The sequence below is a fragment of the Hominisplanchenecus sp. genome (genome assembly GCF_046967715.1).
GTDB lineage: Bacteria > Bacillota > Clostridia > Lachnospirales > Lachnospiraceae > Hominisplanchenecus > Hominisplanchenecus faecis.
The window spans coordinates 1-17,927 of record NZ_JBKVNQ010000024.1 but is presented as its reverse complement, the minus strand read 5'-3'; the positions used below and the strand labels follow the sequence as shown (position 1 = coordinate 17,927).

Annotated in this window: 15 protein-coding genes and 1 CRISPR repeat array; all 15 genes read left to right on the top strand. The window is 42.2% G+C overall.

All coding sequences use genetic code 11. From position 1 onward, the window contains the following. Positions 1 to 66 precede the first annotated feature (66 nt). Complete coding sequence (locus ACLTL4_RS05100) at positions 67 to 702, top strand: HAD family hydrolase (protein ID WP_412291212.1); 636 nt, start codon at positions 67 to 69, stop codon at positions 700 to 702. Positions 703 to 906: 204 nt separating this feature from the next. Continuing rightward, on the top strand, positions 907 to 1,281 hold the full coding sequence (locus ACLTL4_RS05095) for a GntR family transcriptional regulator (protein ID WP_022119868.1): 375 nt from the start codon (positions 907 to 909) through the stop codon (positions 1,279 to 1,281). Positions 1,282 to 1,390: 109 nt separating this feature from the next. Further along, on the top strand, positions 1,391 to 3,853 hold the full coding sequence (locus tag ACLTL4_RS05090; protein WP_412320300.1) for an ATP-dependent Clp protease ATP-binding subunit: 2,463 nt from the start codon (positions 1,391 to 1,393) through the stop codon (positions 3,851 to 3,853). Positions 3,854 to 4,046: 193 nt separating this feature from the next. Continuing rightward, positions 4,047 to 4,460, top strand: coding sequence for a hypothetical protein (locus ACLTL4_RS05085; protein ID WP_022119870.1), 414 nt, complete (start codon positions 4,047 to 4,049; stop codon positions 4,458 to 4,460). A gap of 182 nt (positions 4,461 to 4,642) precedes the next feature. After that, positions 4,643 to 6,019, top strand: coding sequence for a DNA repair protein RadA (gene radA / locus ACLTL4_RS05080; RefSeq protein WP_173867052.1), 1,377 nt, complete (start codon positions 4,643 to 4,645; stop codon positions 6,017 to 6,019). Between the two features lie 712 nt (positions 6,020 to 6,731). Next, entirely contained in the window at positions 6,732 to 7,634 is a 903-nt protein-coding gene (locus tag ACLTL4_RS05075) for an Rpn family recombination-promoting nuclease/putative transposase (RefSeq protein ID WP_412320299.1), read from the top strand. Positions 7,635 to 8,121: 487 nt separating this feature from the next. Then, positions 8,122 to 8,784: a CRISPR-associated endoribonuclease Cas6 gene (gene cas6 / locus ACLTL4_RS05070; RefSeq protein WP_412291210.1), complete on the top strand. Its 663-nt coding sequence runs from the start codon at positions 8,122 to 8,124 to the stop codon at positions 8,782 to 8,784. After that, positions 8,777 to 11,158, top strand: coding sequence for a type III-A CRISPR-associated protein Cas10/Csm1 (gene cas10, locus ACLTL4_RS05065; RefSeq protein WP_412291209.1), 2,382 nt, complete (start codon positions 8,777 to 8,779; stop codon positions 11,156 to 11,158). Before cas6 ends, cas10 begins: the two co-directional genes overlap by 8 nt. Further along, on the top strand, positions 11,145 to 11,549 hold the full coding sequence (gene csm2, locus ACLTL4_RS05060) for a type III-A CRISPR-associated protein Csm2 (RefSeq protein WP_173866839.1): 405 nt from the start codon (positions 11,145 to 11,147) through the stop codon (positions 11,547 to 11,549). The genes cas10 and csm2 overlap by 14 nt, the downstream gene beginning before the upstream one ends. A gap of 12 nt (positions 11,550 to 11,561) precedes the next feature. Beyond that, entirely contained in the window at positions 11,562 to 12,227 is a 666-nt protein-coding gene (gene csm3, locus ACLTL4_RS05055; RefSeq protein WP_173866838.1) for a type III-A CRISPR-associated RAMP protein Csm3, read from the top strand. A 12-nt stretch (positions 12,228 to 12,239) separates the two neighbouring features. Beyond that, on the top strand, positions 12,240 to 13,166 hold the full coding sequence (gene csm4, locus ACLTL4_RS05050; protein ID WP_412291208.1) for a type III-A CRISPR-associated RAMP protein Csm4: 927 nt from the start codon (positions 12,240 to 12,242) through the stop codon (positions 13,164 to 13,166). Next, the gene (gene csm5 / locus ACLTL4_RS05045) at positions 13,163 to 14,287 is read left to right on the top strand and encodes a type III-A CRISPR-associated RAMP protein Csm5 (protein ID WP_412291207.1); all 1,125 of its coding nucleotides are present in this window, start codon (positions 13,163 to 13,165) and stop codon (positions 14,285 to 14,287) included. The genes csm4 and csm5 overlap by 4 nt, the downstream gene beginning before the upstream one ends. Positions 14,288 to 14,503: 216 nt before the next feature. Next, positions 14,504 to 15,406: direct repeats of the CRISPR family, unit length 36 nt; unit sequence ATTAAGAAATATAGCTCCCCGAGAGGGGACGGAAAC. A 147-nt stretch (positions 15,407 to 15,553) separates the two neighbouring features. Then, positions 15,554 to 16,555 carry a CRISPR-associated endonuclease Cas1 gene (gene cas1 / locus ACLTL4_RS05040; RefSeq protein WP_412291206.1) on the top strand — a complete coding sequence of 334 codons (1,002 nt, stop codon included), beginning with the start codon at positions 15,554 to 15,556 and terminating at the stop codon, positions 16,553 to 16,555. After that, on the top strand, positions 16,533 to 16,874 hold the full coding sequence (gene cas2 / locus ACLTL4_RS05035; RefSeq protein ID WP_173866834.1) for a CRISPR-associated endonuclease Cas2: 342 nt from the start codon (positions 16,533 to 16,535) through the stop codon (positions 16,872 to 16,874). The genes cas1 and cas2 overlap by 23 nt, the downstream gene beginning before the upstream one ends. Before the next feature lie 19 nt (positions 16,875 to 16,893). Beyond that, on the top strand, positions 16,894 to 17,927 hold a 1,034-nt coding region (gene csm6 / locus ACLTL4_RS05030), incomplete at its 3' end, for a type III-A CRISPR-associated CARF protein Csm6 (RefSeq protein WP_412320298.1).

Below are 17,927 nucleotides of genomic sequence, written 5' to 3'. Positions count from 1 at the left end.
AAAATGCAGGAATCATGCGTGATCTTTGTGCTTTGCAGGCCGGGGATTACGAAGACAGGAGAGATTATGTATACAGACGGAATCATATTTGATGTGGACGGAACACTCTGGGACAGCACGCCGATCGTGGCTGAGGCTTGGACACAGGCAGTTCTGGAATGTGGTATCAAAGACCGCATCGTAACAGCGGGGGAATTAAAACAGTTATTTGGAAAGACCATGTCCGTGATCGCAGCATCCCTTTTTCCGGAGGCTTCAAAAGAAGTGCAGGAAACCATTCTGGAAAAATGCTGCGTTTATGAAGAAGAGGCACTGGAAGAAAATCAACAGGATATCTGCTATCCGGATGTCCGGGAAGTCATAAAACAGCTTGCAAAAACATATGATCTTTATATTGTCAGCAACTGTCAGTGCGGCTACATTGAACAGTTCTTAAGAAAGACACAGCTGGAGGCGTACATAAAAGATATCGAGTGTTTCGGAAATACCGGAAAGAACAAAGGTGAAAATATCCGCCTTCTGGTGAAAAGAAATAGTCTGAAAGCACCAGTTTATATCGGAGATACCAAAGGGGACTGTGACGCCTCCAAAGAAGCAGGCGTGCCGTTTATCTTTGCTTCTTATGGATTTGGAAACGTTACAGAATATGCAGCAAAGATCGGGGAAATGAAAGATCTGCTGTCGCTGTTTTCAGGGCAGTAACACCGCATGGATCGCATGTGCGTTCGACTGAAAGCCATAACTTGACTATATGAGCTATATATGCTACCATATGTATAACAAATGTGCTGCAAAGAGAACAAGTGCTTTGCAGCATTTGTCTTAGTCGGAATATACGCTCCGACTCGAATTTTACTGTATATCGAAGGATATTCCTTTGGTAAGACAACAAAAGAGGGTGGCTTTATGGTTATAAAAATTGATTTTCAGAGCGAAGAAGCGTTGTATATGCAGCTGCGGAATCAGATCATTCTCGGGATCGCAACTTCTGTGATCCAGGAGGGAGATTCCCTGCCGTCCGTCCGGCAGCTGGCGGGCGATATCGGCATCAACATGCACACGGTCAACAAGGCATATTCTCTGTTGCGTCAGGAAGGATTTCTGACAATAGACCGGAGAAAGGGAGCCGTGATTGCACTGGATGTTGATAAAATGGAAGCAATAAATGAAATTAAGAAAAATCTCAGAGTTATTCTGGCAAAAGCACACTGCAAAAATATTTCAGCAGACGAAGTGCATGAGCTGGTTGATGAGATTTTCTCAGAATACGAGCCGTTATGATCAAATGATGTTGAGGTCCTAAGTTCAAATGTCTTATCTTGCAAGCAAGAAAGACCTTTTGACCCTGGCATCATCAAGTCTGTAAAAAGAAAGACAGGAGGCGATAAGATTGCGTGAGCGTTTTACAGAAAATGCAGAAAAAGTATTAAAGCTGGCAAAAAAGGCAGCCAAAAATAATGGAAATGGATACATAGGATCCGAGCATCTGCTGCTTGGACTTTTAGAAGAAGGCGAAGGCACGGCGGCGATCCTTTTAAAAGAGTCCGGTGCAGACACCGTCAAGATTCGCACTTTAGTTGCAAATCTGATCACATCAGAGGGAGATACCCTGACAGAAGAGACCGACTATACGCCAAGGACCGAAATCATTCTTGAGAATGCCGTGCATGAGGCGAATTTCTTCCATATGGAAAAAGTGGGGACGGAGCATCTGCTTCTGGCACTTTTAAAAGATACGGAATGCGTGGCAACCAGACTGCTGCACACGATGGAGATCGATATCCGCAAACTTTACCTCAGCGTTCTTAGTGCGATGGGGATTGAGGAGTCCATGTACAAAGAGCTGGCACAGAAAGAAAAGGCAAGAAGGGACGGCGGTGCGACTCCGGTGCTGGATCAGTACAGCCGTGATCTGACAGAGATGGCAGCAGAGGGCGAGCTGGACCCGATCGTCGGCCGTGACGCAGAGATCGAGCGTATTTTGCAGATTTTAAGCCGCAGGACGAAGAACAATCCGTGCCTGATCGGTGAGCCGGGTGTCGGCAAGACGGCGATCGCAGAAGGGCTGGCACAGCGGATCGTGCTCGGAGCCGTTCCACCGATGCTTCAGAACAAACGCGTGGTCACACTGGATATGGCGAGCATGGTTGCCGGTTCCAAATACCGCGGCGAGTTTGAGGAACGCATCAAAAAAGTGATCCAGGAAGTGACGGACAGCCGCGATGTGCTGCTGTTTATCGATGAGCTGCACACGATCATCGGGGCAGGCGGAGCAGAAGGAGCCATGGATGCCTCCAATATTTTAAAACCGTCCCTTTCCAGAGGAGAGATCCAGCTGATCGGTGCCACCACGATCGAGGAGTACCGAAAATACATCGAAAAAGATCCGGCACTGGAGCGACGTTTCCAGCCGGTTATGGTAGAAGAGCCGAGCGAGGAGGAGACGCTTGAAATCTTAAAAGGAATCCGTCCATACTATGAGGAACACCATGGTGTTCGGATCTCCGACGAAGCCCTGGATGCAGCAGTGAAACTTTCCAGACGTTATGTCAACGACCGTTTCCTTCCGGATAAGGCGATCGATCTGATGGATGAAGCAGCATCAAGAAAGCAGCTCAAAGGATATCAGGCACCGAAGCAGCTTGAAAAGCTTCAGCAGAGACTGGAGCAGATTTTAAAAGAAAAAGAAGAGAGCATCGTTCTCGGAGATTTTGAAGAGGCTTCTAATCTTGGGCAGGAACAGATCAGAGTAGAAGAAGAGCTGAAAAAAGAACAGAAAAAGATGGATCGCAAACGTTCCGGCAAGAAACTGACAGTTGGCGAGGAAGATGTAGCAGATGTGGTAGCCGTATGGACGAAAATACCGGTCAGCCGCCTGACAGAAAAAGAATCCGGTCGCCTCTTAAAGCTTGAATCTACACTGCATAAACGAGTTGTAGGTCAGGATGAGGCCGTAACTGCTGTTGCCAAAGCCATCAAACGAGGCCGTGTCGGACTGAAAGATCCGAAACGGCCAATCGGTTCTTTCCTGTTCCTTGGTCCGACCGGTGTCGGCAAGACCGAGCTTTCCAAAGCACTGGCAGAGACCGTTTTCGGAAGTGAAGACGCCATGATCCGCGTTGATATGTCTGAATACATGGAAAAACACAGTGTTTCAAAACTGGTAGGTTCCCCTCCTGGATATGTGGGATATGAAGAAGGTGGACAGCTTTCTGAGAAAGTCCGCAGAAATCCATATTCCGTGATCCTGTTTGACGAGATTGAAAAAGCACACCCGGATGTATTTAACATTTTGCTTCAGGTGCTGGACGACGGACACATCACCGATTCTCAGGGCAGACAGGTGGATTTCAAGAATACGATCCTCATCATGACCTCCAATGCCGGAGCACAGTCGATCATTTCCCCGAAAAAGCTGGGATTTGCATCGGTGGACGATGAGAAGCACAACTATGAATATATGAAAGGCAGTGTGATGGAAGAGGTACGCCGGATGTTCAAACCGGAGTTCTTAAACCGTATCGATGAGACGATCGTCTTCCATGCACTGAACCGTGAGAATATCACCAGGATCGCAGAGATCCTGCTGGAGCAGTTCGCAAAACGCTGCAAAGAGCAGATGGATATCACACTGAAGATATCAAGTGCTGCAAAAGAACTGATCGCAAAAGCAGGCTTTGATGAAAAATACGGTGCAAGACCGCTGAAACGTGCGATCCAGACGAAAGTAGAAGATGCACTGGCACAGGAGATCCTGGAGGGCAAGGTAAAAGCAGGGGATAAAGTACTGCTTGGCGTTTCTAAAGAAGAAATTAAATTTTCTGTGAAAAGTGAAAAAGCTCTGGATAAGTAAGTTCGATTATGGTAAAATAAGACAAAAGTCGAGGAGAAATCCCATAACTGTTGAACACTTTTACATGCGTTTGATTTGAATATCAGCAAATCCAGTCAGAATCATACATTGAGTTTTCGTGCATTTGACTTGAAAGAAAGCTGGTTTGACAGCGGGATAAAGCGACAAAAGAGAATACCAGGAGGGCATAGATATGTCAGTAGTAAGTGAATTGATACGCACAGAAGCAGATGGAACGATCAGTTTCGGTAATTATGAGCTGCCGGCCAAATCCAAAAAATCCGATTTTGAGCATGACGGCGATCTGTATAAAGTAAAAACTTTCAAGGAGATCACAAAGCTTGAGAGAAATGGCATGTTTGTTTACGAATCCGTACCGGGAACCGCAGTCAGCCATTTGAAAGCGACCGAGAATGGTATGAGCTTTACCGTAGAGTGCCCGACCGATGCACAGATTACCGTAGAGCTGGAAGAGGAGACAAGCTATCAGGTATTTGTCGATGATAAGGAAGTTGGCGAGATGAAGACAAACCTCGGCGGCAAACTGGTACTGAGCGTAGAGCTTGACAGCACAGAAAGTGCGGCAGTTCGCATCGAAAAAATGTAATAATCTGATTCTGACAGCAAGTGTTTTGAATTATGAAGAATCATTATAAAAATTGAGAATCTTCTCAGCATAAGAAAAGGGGGAGCGTCGGGACGGACGTTCCCTTTTTGCTGTGATGACGAGAAAAACAAAACAGAAATATCTGCCGGAAAGAATCGGCAGTGTTCTTTAAAGGAGGGAACATGGCAAAAAAATCAACAATTTTTTTCTGTCAGAACTGCGGTTATGAGTCTGCAAAATGGCTGGGACAGTGTCCGGCCTGCAAAGAGTGGAATACACTGGTCGAGGAGACCGTCGTGACCGGGAAGGCGGGAAAAAGCAGTAAAAAAACAGAGAGCCTGGCGGCCAGGATACATGAGGCACAGCCGGTGAAATTATCCGGGATCAAGACAGAGAGCGAGATACGCACAGCGACCGGATTTGAAGAACTGGATCGTGTGCTTGGCGGAGGCATTGTTGCCGGATCGCTGGTTCTGGTCGGCGGTGATCCGGGTATCGGAAAATCAACCATTCTTTTGCAGGTCTGCAAAAATCTCACAGAAAAAGGCAAAAAAGTATTGTATATATCGGGTGAAGAATCGCTTCAGCAGATTAAACTGCGAGCGTCCAGAATCGGAAGTTTCGGAGAGGAAATGCTGTTGCTCTGTGAGACCAGCCTTGAGACGATCCAGGGGGTGATCGAGCGTGTGCAGCCGGAAATCGTAGTGATCGATTCGATCCAGACGATGTATCAGGAAGACGTTTCCTCCGCACCGGGAAGTGTATCGCAGGTAAGAGAAGCTACTTCTGTATTTATGCAGATCGCAAAACGTATGGGAATCTCCATTTTTATTGTCGGACATGTGACAAAAGAAGGAGTTGTCGCAGGACCGAGAGTTCTGGAGCATATGGTTGATACCGTGCTGTATTTCGAGGGTGACCGCCATGCAGCCTACCGCATCCTTCGCGGCGTCAAGAACCGATTCGGCTCCACCAACGAGATCGGTGTTTTTGAGATGTGCCAGAGTGGATTAAAAGAAGTCAAAAATCCATCGGAATATATGTTAAGCGGCAAGCCGCAGGGAGCATCCGGGTCGATCGTTTCCTGCTCCATGGAAGGTACAAGGCCGATCCTTGTAGAAGTTCAGGCACTTGTGTGCCGCAGCAACCTTGCGATGCCAAGAAGGACGGCAGCCGGCACCGACTACAACCGAGTCGGGCTTCTGATGGCTGTGATCGAAAAACGCATCGGTATGCATTTATCAACCTGTGATGCCTATGTCAACATTGCGGGAGGCATCCGCATGAACGAGCCGGCGATCGACCTGGCGATCGTGCTTGCACTGATCTCCAGCTACAAAGACATTGCGATTGACGAAAAAACACTGGCATTTGGAGAAGTTGGTTTGAGCGGCGAGATCCGTGCCGTCAGCATGGCACAACAGAGAGTGGCAGAGGCCAGGAAACTAGGGTTTGAGACGATCATTCTGCCGGCAGTTTCCATGCCTTCAATTGGGAAAGTGGAAGGAATCCGCCTGCTTCCGGCGGCAAATTTAAGGGAAGCATTGAAATATTTGTAAAAGTTACAGCGGGGGTGAAAGTATTTTGTATAAAATTATGCTGGTAGATGATGAGGCAGAAGTAAGAGAGAGCATTTTGCTTCAGATTTCGAAGAGCAGTTGCATCAGCAGGAAATGTAGCATCTGCAACGCAGAGTACAGAAACTACTCGATTTCTCTTACGGAGAAGCAACGAAAGAAGATGGGCATTAAGAAAACTCATATGTAAAATAGAACGCCATGATGATTCGAAAACAATCCCCGTCAAAGCGATTTGTTTTCGAATTCATCATGGCTGTATTATTTTACGCACCATGTTTTACAATGCGGTTCGTCTGTACATTGCCAAAAGCTCCTGGCCTGATGGAGACTCTGAGGCGGAAGATTATTAAAAAAATATCTGTCTGATTTGGATTGACAAAAATCGCTTATTCAAGTATAATAATCACAAAATAGTTTTAAATCTAATTCTATCTGACTTTCATTGCCGTTCGGCAGGAAAATCCAAAAAAACTTCATACCTGCACAGAGCGGCTGAAAATACAAAAGTGATATCTTAAGAAAACTTTTTGACAACCGATATTTGCAAATTGCTTCTTAGACAAAGAGTTTCACAATCCCGGTATCCAAGGCTGTTTTGTAGCAGGGAAATGTCAGCAAAGCTGACCAGAAGCGTGCACCGGGTCTCACGTATATTTAGCCTGGATTCATACAAAAAGCAAAGGAGCAGCCTATGGGACAAAAAGATATTACAGAGAAATTACTGGAAGATTATAATGATGTATTTGCAGATATCATAAACGGACTGATTTTTAAAGGAGAACAGCGGATTCTGCCGGAATCTCTGGAAAATGCAAAAGTCCACTCTCAATATAAAGCAGAAGATGGAAAAGTCCATGAACTGGAGAGGGATGTCATAAAATACTGGAAAGAGAAAAAAGTCGAACTGGCGATCTGCGGGATCGAAAACCAGAGCAATGTGAAAAAATATATGCCGTTCCGTATTATCGGATATGATGGTGCAGCATATCGCAGTCAGCTATTGGAGAATAGAAAAGAGATCCTGCCGGTCATGACAATTGTATTGTACTTCGGTACGGATCATCACTGGTATGGCAAAAAGAATATCAAAGGGTTGATGAAAATCCCGGAAGGACTGGAAGAGTACATCAATGATTATGAAATGAAAGTATTTGAGATCGCATGGCTTACAGAAGAGGAGATCAGCCGTTTCCACAGTGATTTTAAAGTCGTGGCAAATTTCTTTGTTCAAAAAAGAAAGCATAAGGATTATATCCCGGATGATCCAACGGAAATCAGGCATATAGATGAAGTACTGAAATTGCTCCGGGTAATGACCGGGGATGAACGCTACCAGGCAATATTTCAGAAAGAGAGAGGAGTGCATAGTATGTGTGATGTGGCGGAAAGACTCGAAAAAATGGGAATGGAAAAGGGAATAGAAAAGGGAATGGAACAGGGAATGGAACAGGGAGTGAAACAAGGAAGAAAGTTAGGCAGAAATGAGGGAATCCACGAAGAAAAAATCCGTGTATACAAAAAACTTCTTGAAAAAGGATTTTCGAAACAAGAAGCACAGGAGATAACTGAATTGCCGCAATTTCTGGAAAATTGACCGAGCCTTTTAAAGCGAGAGATGCTTCTTGTCCGAAGGGCAAGAAGATGGGTCTTAGAAAAACCTATATGTAAAACAGAATGCCATGATGATGCGAAAACAATCTTCGTCAAAGTGATTTGTTTTCGCATCATCATGGCTGTATTATTTTTTGTCTCTGTACTATCTTGTACCTTGCTACGAGTTTTATTTTCGTAGCAAGGTACTTATAGTGTTCATTTGTCGGGCAACTCATAAAATAAATACAACATAAGCAATAAGAATAACAATGAAAATTAGATGAGGATATCATAAAAACAAAAAAATATATTTTCAACTGCTGGTTGAATTGACGTTTTTCTACTACAATGATACAATAAATACAATAATTTGTAGAAAAACACGAAAAAAAGGAGAAAAAAGCTAAAATATGTATGCAAAATTGAGAATAGAACTCGACTCTTCTCAGATTTCATATCAGCAGTCTTCAAATTTGCAGGGCGTATTGATGGAGCAGATTGACACAGACTATGCACAGGAACTGCATCAATATAGTCTGAATCCATACAGCCAGTATGTCGTGAAGGAAAAGGATAAGACTGTCTGGTATATTTGCACCGTAAACGAAGAGGCTTATGAAAATATCATTTTGCCGCTGGAAGAGTTGAAACAGATCACGATTCGCAGAAAAGAGATTACCACAAACGTTGTGGGCCGGAGCATCGAGATACTGGAAGAAAGTGAGCTGATGAAGCAATTTTATGAGGAAAGCTGTGATCGCTATCTGAATTTGCAGTTCTGCACACCGACGGCATTTAAACGTGACGGAAAATATGTGAATTATCCGGATCTGCGTCTGGTATATGGAAGTCTGATGCGAAAATACAGTGCTGCATCAGAAGAACTGGATATGTACGATGAAGAGACACTGGAAGAGCTTGTAAGGAACAGTGAGATCATTCGATATCGTCTCCAGACCATGCCTTTTCCACTGGAAAAAGTTCAGATCAATGGATTTGTGGGGAATGTCTGTATCAAGATAAAAGGAACAGAGACGATGGCAAATTATATCAGGCTGTTATGTCGTTTTGGAGAATATTCCGGTGTGGGAATCAAAACCAGTATGGGAATGGGAGCAATGCAGCTGCACAGGAGGGAGAAACATGGTTGATGAAAAAGTAAGACTGATCATGGGAAGTCTGTTGCATGATACAGGAAAAGTGATTTACCGTCAGGGAGATGACAGGCGTAATCACAGTATTTCCGGGTATGATTATCTGAAAGAGGAAACAAATCTTACAGATTCGGAGATTTTGGACTGCGTCCGCTATCATCATGCATCGCTTTTGAAACGGGCAGTTGGTTTAAAAGAAAACAGTCTGGCGTATATTGTATATCTGGCTGATAATATTGCGGCATTTTCCGACCGGCGGAAAAAAGATGAAAGCGAAGATCGAGGTTTTGAACGTTCGCTTCCGCTGCAGAGTGTATTCAATATTTTGAATGGAAATCATCAGGAAAAATATTATCATCCGGGTAATATGGATCCGAAAAATGGAATCAATGATCCAGGGGATGAAAAGATTCCGTTTTCGGAGTCTTTTTATACAACGGTAAAAGTCCAGATTACCGAAAATCTGAAAGGGATGGATTGGAACAGTGAATATTTAAATTCGCTTCTGACAGTTCTGGAAGCCAATCTTTCTTATGTTCCATCTTCGACGTCAAAAGAAGAACTGGCAGATATTTCGCTGTTTGATCATGTAAAACTGACGGCAGCAATCGCAAGCTGCATCTATGACTATCTGAATGAAAATCATCTGAATTATAAAGAGACGTTATTTTCAAAAGAAACAGAATTTTACGAAACAGAAGCATTTCTATTCTGTTCTTTAGATATTTCCGGTATCCAGAAATTTATTTATACCATTGCTTCAAAAAATGCATTGAGAACTTTAAGAGCCAGATCTTTTTATCTGGAAATCATGATGGAGCACATTATAGATACACTTCTTGAGAGACTGGAGTTGTCAAGAGCAAATCTGATTTATTCGGGAGGTGGACATTGTTATTTGCTTCTTGCTAATACACAAAAAACACGAGAAGTGTTAAACACATTTCAAAAGGAATTACAGTCCTGGTTTTTAAAATATTTTCGTACAGAACTTTTTGTGGCATTTGGTTACAGCGTATGCAGCGGCAATACATTTCGAAACGTTCCGGAAGGAAGCTATGCAAATATGTTCCGGCAGGCTTCAGCAGGCATATCGAAAGCAAAATTACATCGTTATACAGCGGAAGAAATCATTGCATTAAATCAGTATCGTGCAGATGACTACACAAGAGAATGTAAAGTCTGCAAGAGAATCGGCCAGGTGGATGAGAAAGGTGTGTGCCCGCTTTGTCGCAAGATAGAAGCACTTTCCAAAAATGTTTTATACGATACATTTTTCTCAATCGTACTGGAAGGAGAGCAGGAAGGGCTGCCTCTTCCGGGGGGATACAGGATGGTAACGGATGATGAAAAATCATTGAAAAAGAGAATGGAAGAGGATATTTATTATGTGAGAACATATGCAAAAAATGCAATGTATACGGGGAAACATATTGCGACAAAGCTGTGGGTTGGTGATTATACGACCGGGGATACCTTTGAAGCGTTTGCAGAGCAGGCAGAAGGAATCAAAAGAATCGCAGTTATGCGTGCAGATGTAGACAATTTGGGGCAGGCATTTGTTTCTGGATTTTCTCAGGGGAAAAGTACATTGTCAAGAACAGCAACACTTTCCAGACAGCTGTCTGTATTTTTTAAGTATTATATAAGAGATATTTTAGAAAATGGAGAATATAGTATACAGGGAGAAGATTCAAAACGAAAACGCAAAGTGACGATTGTTTATTCCGGCGGAGACGATGTTTTTCTTGTCGGTTCCTGGAATGATGTGATCGAAGCAGCAATAGATCTTTCAGAAAAGTTCAAACGCTATACACAGGGAACATTGAGTATTTCAGCAGGTATTGGAATCTACGAGTGCAGTTATCCGATAGCTGCAATTGCCGAAGAGACCGGGCGAATGGAGGAAGAGTCAAAGAAAAGTCCAAATAAGAAATCTATTACGTTAATGGAAGACGGAGAGGATCATAAAGTAGATGAACTGGATAAACCATTAAGTGACGGAACTTATGAATGGGATGAATTCAAAAATGAAGTTCTGGAACAGAAGTACAGGGCAGTACAGGAATTTTTCCGGAATGTAGATGAACGAGGTATGTCATTTCTTTACCGCATGTTGGAACTGATCCGGAATCAGGATCAAAATCTGAAACAGGACAAGAAAAATAAAATTGAATTTGCGAGATTCCTTTATCTGCTTTCAAGACTGGAGCCGAAAGAAGAGGGAACTCAGAAAGAGCAATATCGCAGATTTGCTGAAAAAATGTACCGATGGATACAATCAGAAAAAGATTGCAGACAGTTAAAGACAGCATTGAATCTGTATGCATATATGCACCGGGAGAGAGGAGAAAATTATGCGGATAAATGAAAACAATTATGTGGATAAAGCAGAGAAAGTGATAAAAGAGCTGGCAGAAGAATCAAAACAGAGAAACAGAGGAAGAGTAGATATGGTTACGACTTCCAAACTCCGAAACCTTCTGGCGATGACAGCAGATATTTATAATCAAGTGCTTACCTGGCAGTCGGAAACATTAAGTGATGAGCTGAACGGAAGAATCGAATATCTGCGGATTCGTTTTGTCTATGAATGCGGACGCGATGACAGTAAGAGAAAAGTAAGAAATTTTGTAGAGAAATCAGAGGTTCTGGAGATTCTGAAAGAGATTAAAAAGAGCAAAAAGAATTATCTGCTCTTCAGCAGATACATGGAAGCACTGGTTGCATTTCATAAATATTATGGCGGAAAAGAACAATAGGAGGAAATTGTTATGTATGCAAAAATTAAGATTTTTGGAGACCTTTATGTAAAAACAGGAATGCATATCGGAGGCAGCAGTGCTTTTGCAGCGATTGGAGCCGTAGATTCACCGGTTATCAGAGATACGAGAAGCAGTTTGCCGATGATTCCGGGAAGTTCCTTAAAAGGAAAAATGCGAACTCTGCTGGCAAAAGAATTTAACGGTCAAGTGGTAGAGCCGGAAAATGATCATGAAAGAATTGCCAGACTGTTTGGAAGTTCAAAGAAAGAGAAAGTCAGAAGAAGTCGTCTGTTGTTTGCAGATATGGTTCTGGCAAATGAAGGAGAACTGCGAAAAGCCGGACTCCAGAGTATGACAGAAGTGAAATTTGAAAATTCCATTTCAAGAGCCACAGCCATTGCAAATCCAAGACAGATAGAACGTACGGTAGCAGGTTCGGTCTTTGAGCTGGATTTGATCTATGAGCTGGAGAAGGAAGAGGAATTTATAGAAGATATGGAAACGCTTGCAGAAGGAATGAAACTTTTGCAGTATGATTATCTTGGCGGCAGTGGTTCTCGTGGGTATGGCAAAGTTGAATTTCAAAATATAGAAGCAGAAGCAGTGGTCGGAGATGTGGACGAAGCTTTGATGGAGCAATGTAACCGGATTTTGGCAGAGACAACACAGAGATAAGAGGGAGAGCACGTGAATTATACATTATATCAGCTGGAATTTCAAAACGGAGTACGGTTTGGCAGCGGCAACCTGGACAGTACGGAAATTACATTTCATGCAGATACGTTCTTCTCGGCATTGTTTCAGGAAGCATTGAAATTTGGCAAAGAAAAAGAATTTCTTTCGCGTATCGAAGAAGGAAAGCTTCTGTTTTCTGATGCATTTCCTTACATGGGAAAATGCTTTTATATTCCAAAACCTGTCATACATATAGAACCGAAAGCAGATCAGGAGCAGGGAAATTCAAGAAAAAAGAAACTTTTCAAAAATTTGAAATATATTCCACAGGAAAATCTGGAAATCTTTTTCAAAGGAGATTTTGAAGAAAAACACATGGGCAGCCTGAAAGAATTGGGAAGTTACGCAATGAAAACAGCCGTTGCAGTTCGGGGAAAAGAAGAACCAGAACCGTATCGAGTCAGTACTTTTTGTTTTAAAGATGGAAATGGTCTGTATCTGATTCTTGCTTATAAGGGCAAAGAAGACAAAGAGTTTTTTGAAAAATTGCTTGAGAGCCTTTCGTATACCGGAATTGGTGGAAAAAGAAGTGCCGGATTTGGAAGATTTGAAGCGGTGGAAGGGAAAATGCCGGAAAGTCTGAGAAAGAAACTGACGGATACAGGAAAAATGAGTATCCTGTTGTCTACGACACTTCCGCAAAAACAACAATTGGAAAAAGTTTTAGAAGAGGCAACCTATACTCTGATCCGAAGAGGCGGATTTATTGATTCACAGAATTTAAAAGACGGACCGAAAAGAAAAAAAGATATATATGTTTTTGCTCCGGGTTCCTGTTTTAAAACAACTTTTTCAGGTCAGGTTGAGGAAGAAGAAACTGGAGGAGAACATTCTGTTTTTCGCTATGAAAAAGCACTCTTCCTGGGGGTGAATTTATGAGATCAGTATTAAAAACCTGTCAGCTGGAATTAAAAGTAAAAGGACCTGTTTTTGTGGGAAGCGGTTATGAAATTCAGAAAAAAGAATATATTCTGCAGGGACATAAGGCAGGTGTGGTAAATCCGCAGAAACTTTTTATGCTTGCAAAAAAGAAACATCTGGAGGCGGAGCTGGAACGCTTCATGGTAAAAGATACAAGAGAAGATCTGAAACACTGGGCGATGCGAAACCGCATTTCAACGGATGAGATGCAAAGATGCATGGCGTATACTTTAAATGCCGGGGATATGCAGTTAGAAAAAGGAAAAATGCAGATCATGGCATGCATGAAAAATCCGTATGGACAGCCGTATATTCCAGGCAGTTCGATCAAAGGGATGCTGAGAACCATTTTGCTGTGCGATGAAATTATGCAGAATCCGGAAAAATACAGAAGACACGCACAGCAGATCAAACAAGATCTCCGGCAGCAGGGTGTAAGACGAGACAGAGTACTTGCAGGGAACATCAAAAGTATAGAAGAAGAAACTTTCTATATCCTTGAAAGATCAGAAAAACAAAGAGATGCAGTAAATGACTGTATGGCAGGCATCATAGTAAGTGACAGTGAACCACTTTCCACAGAAGATTTGATCTTATGTCAGAAATGGGAGAAACACGTAGATGGAAACAACAAAACCATCAATCTTCTGCGAGAATGCCTGAAACCGGGCAAAGTTATACGCTGCACGCTTACAGTTGACGAAAGTTTGTGGAAGAGAACGGGAAAAGAATTCAGGGCAGAGGATATTATGGAAGCAGTACAGCGTTTTTCAGAACGGTATCAGGAAGCATTTTTGAGCAAATTTACAGGTAATCATACAATTTCAGATCGTACCGTTTTTTTAGGCGGCGGCAGTGGGTTTGTATCAAAAACTATGATATACTCATTATTTGAAGGCAGAGAAGCAGTTGCGGTTACAAAAAATATTTTTGAGAAAACAAAGGTCCCAAGAGAACACAAGCATGAAAAAGATTTGCTATACGGTGTCTCACCGCATATTCTCAAATGTACTCGTTATCAGGGAAAAGAATACATGATGGGACAGTGTGAGATGACGTTGCATCCAAAAGAATTATAGAGTGCAAAAGAATCATAGAGTGCAAAAGAATCATAGAATACAAAAGAATCAAAGAAGCAGAAATCCGGGAATTTTGCAGGCGTTTCCCACGCACCGCATAAACACTGGGAAAACCTGCAGAAATTCATTTCAAAGAAAGCTATATTTCCAGAAAAAACAATTTGCCACGCAAAACGGCAAATACCCCCAGAAAACAAGCGGGGTCCAAGAGATGGTATTAAGAAATATAGCTCCCCGAGAGGGGACGGAAACGAACTCTCCAGTTTTGACAGACCCGAAATCACATTAAGAAATATAGCTCCCCGAGAGGGGACGGAAACCGTCGATCTTCAATGTGTCTTTCAAGATTAACAGTTCTCATTAAGAAATATAGCTCCCCGAGAGGGGACGGAAACCATAAGTTTTTCCTCCAACCTTTTCACTATTTTATTAAGAAATATAGCTCCCCGAGAGGGGACGGAAACACGTATCCCAGACCCGTCAGTGTTGCTTCGTTCAGTATTAAGAAATATAGCTCCCCGAGAGGGGACGGAAACCCAGCTCGTCTCATCAGCTTAATACCCGCTGGATCGCATTAAGAAATATAGCTCCCCGAGAGGGGACGGAAACCAGTTCCCGGATGAGATTAACAATCTCTTTACCCGATTAAGAAATATAGCTCCCCGAGAGGGGACGGAAACCCCTGTCAGGGTTTCGTTGGGACTTTTCCGGTTTATTAAGAAATATAGCTCCCCGAGAGGGGACGGAAACACGTATCCCAGACCCGTCAGTGTTGCTTCGTTCAGTATTAAGAAATATAGCTCCCCGAGAGGGGACGGAAACTTATCAGTGACCCGTAATATTTCAGCTATTTCCTGATTAAGAAATATAGCTCCCCGAGAGGGGACGGAAACTGTAAGCAGGTCAACCTGCTCAAGCTGAGCGGTGGTCAGCATTAAGAAATATAGCTCCCCGAGAGGGGACGGAAACTTCATAATGCTTTTCCTTCTTGGGTGTAGTACCTTACCTAAGATTAAGAAATATAGCTCCCCGAGAGGGGACGGAAACCATTGTTGCTTTCCCATCATGCAAATGGCAGCTCTTATTAAGAAATATAGCTCCCCGAGAGGGGACGGAAACTTGTAACCTTTTTCTCGTCTTTCTTCATCATGTATTAAGAAATATAACACCTCGGCAGGGGGCGGATAGGGATTTCTTCTATCTCCAACTATTGGCATTGTTTAATTAAATTCTCCGTCAGGGGACAATTTGCAAAGGGGGGCTTTTATGAGTTTGTTGTATGTAAATGAAAATGGTGCAACGATTGGTGTGGAAGCAAATAAGTGCGTGGTTCAATATCGAGATGGCATGAAAAAAATGATTCCGATTGAATCACTGGAAGGTATCACGATCATGGGACAGTCGCATCTGACAACAAAGTGTGCGGAGGAATGTATGTGCAGAGGAATCTCTGTCGCATATTTTTCAAAGGGCGGTAAATATTTTGGGCGACTGATGTCCACGGATCATATCAATGTTCAAAGGCAGAGAAAACAAAGTGCTTTGTATGATACAGATTTTGCGATGAAACTGGGACAGAAGATTTTGAGTGCAAAGGTGAAAAATCAAAGCGTTGTTTTGCATCGCTATGAAAAAAGCCGTGAGCTTTTGCTGGATGAAGAACAGAAAATGATGCGGATATGCAAAGAGAAAATTTTAAATTGTTCAAGAATTGAGGAGATGATCGGATTTGAAGGACAGGCAGCGAAATATTATTTCCAGGGCTTATCCAAATGTATTGATCGAAAGTTTCGTTTTCAGGGAAGAAGCCGCAGACCGCCCAAAGATGAATTTAATTCCATGATCAGTCTTGGTTATTCACTTTTGATGAATGAAGTTTACTGTAAGATAGAAATGAAAGGATTGAATCCTTATTTCGGTTTTATTCATCGAGATGCAGAAAAGCATCCTACGCTGGCAAGTGATTTAATGGAAGAATGGCGTGCAGTGATCGTGGATGCAACAGTCATGAGCATGATCAATGGACATGAAATATCAAAAGATCAGTTTTATTTTGATATGGATGAACCCGGATGTTATATTACCAGAGACGGACTCAAAATTTATCTGAACAAACTGGAACGAAAATTTCAGACAGAAATCCGCTATTTGAAATACACAGATTATGCAGTCAGTTTTCGAAGGGCAATTTTATTGCAGATGGAACGCCTGACAAAAGCAATTGAGGAAGGGGACGCAGATTTGTATGAGCCGGTTATTATTCGATGATGAAGATTATTATTTTCAGATAAACGAAGCATTAGAAGACGATAAACAATTTGTACTGATCATATACGATATCGTTGACAATAAGAAACGAATCAAATTTTCAAAAATGCTGGAAGGTTATGGAAAACGGGTGCAGAAATCTGCTTTTGAGGCGATGCTTTCATCCAAAAGTTACAATAAATTAATGGAAGAAATTCCGAAATATGTTAGTGTAAGAAGTACAGAAGACAGCGTGAGAATTTACCGCATCACCGGAAAAGGTAAAGTGATCTCCTGGGGCGATACACCGGAACCGGAAGAGGATGTTATTTTGATATAAAAACACGAAAGGAAGAAAAATGAGCCGAACTTATTTATTTTCACCGATTGGAAACACCGATCCTATCAAGTATTTTTATGATGGATCCATGTTACACATTTGCCGGCACTATAAGCCGGATGTTGTTTATTTGTATTTGTCGAAAGAAATGATGGAGTATCATAAAGAAGACAATCGTTATGTCAGAAGTATTGAATTGTTGGGAGAAAAATTGAACCACACATTTGAGGTACATATCATAGAAAATGATCAGATGGTGAATGTGCAGCAATATGATGTATTTTACAAAGAGTTCAGAAGCATCATCAGCGATATCGAAAAAGAAAAAGGGGAAGATGACAGACTTCTGGTTAATATGGCATCCGGAACGCCTGCCATGAAAAGTGCACTTCTGATCATGGCAACGCTGGCAGAATATCGATTTTTACCAATTCAGGTTTCTACGCCACAGAAAAAAAGCAATATTGAGCACGAAGAACGACAGGAATATGATGTCGAGACAAACTGGGAACTTAATCAGGATAATACAGAGAATGCGGAAAATCGTTGTCAGGAAGTAAAGTGTATGAATCTGATGCGGCTGCTGAAACTGGATATTATTAAAAAACATATATTGTCTTATAATTACAAGGCAGCTCTTGAAGTAGCAAAAGATATAAAACAGGATCTGAGTATATTTGCTTATAAATGGCTGGAAACGGCAGAAGCAAGATCGGTTCTGGACTGGAAAAAAATGAACAGTGTTCTGCCGGAAGCAAACGGAATCTTGAAAGCAGTTCACGAAAATGATAAAAAGAAAGTGCTTTTTGAGTATACGCTTATTCTTGATCTGAAAGTAAAACGTGGAGAATATGCAGATTTTTTAAGGGCGATTACACCTCTTAGCGTGGACCTGCTGGAAATGGTTTTAGCAGAGTTTTGTGATATTGACATTACAAAATATTACAAACGAAAAGCTTTTCGAGAATGGGATGAGCAGAAAATGAGTGGAACAGAAATTTTAAGGCTTGCACAGGGAAATTATTCTTATTTCCGCTATGGTCCGGTTTATTC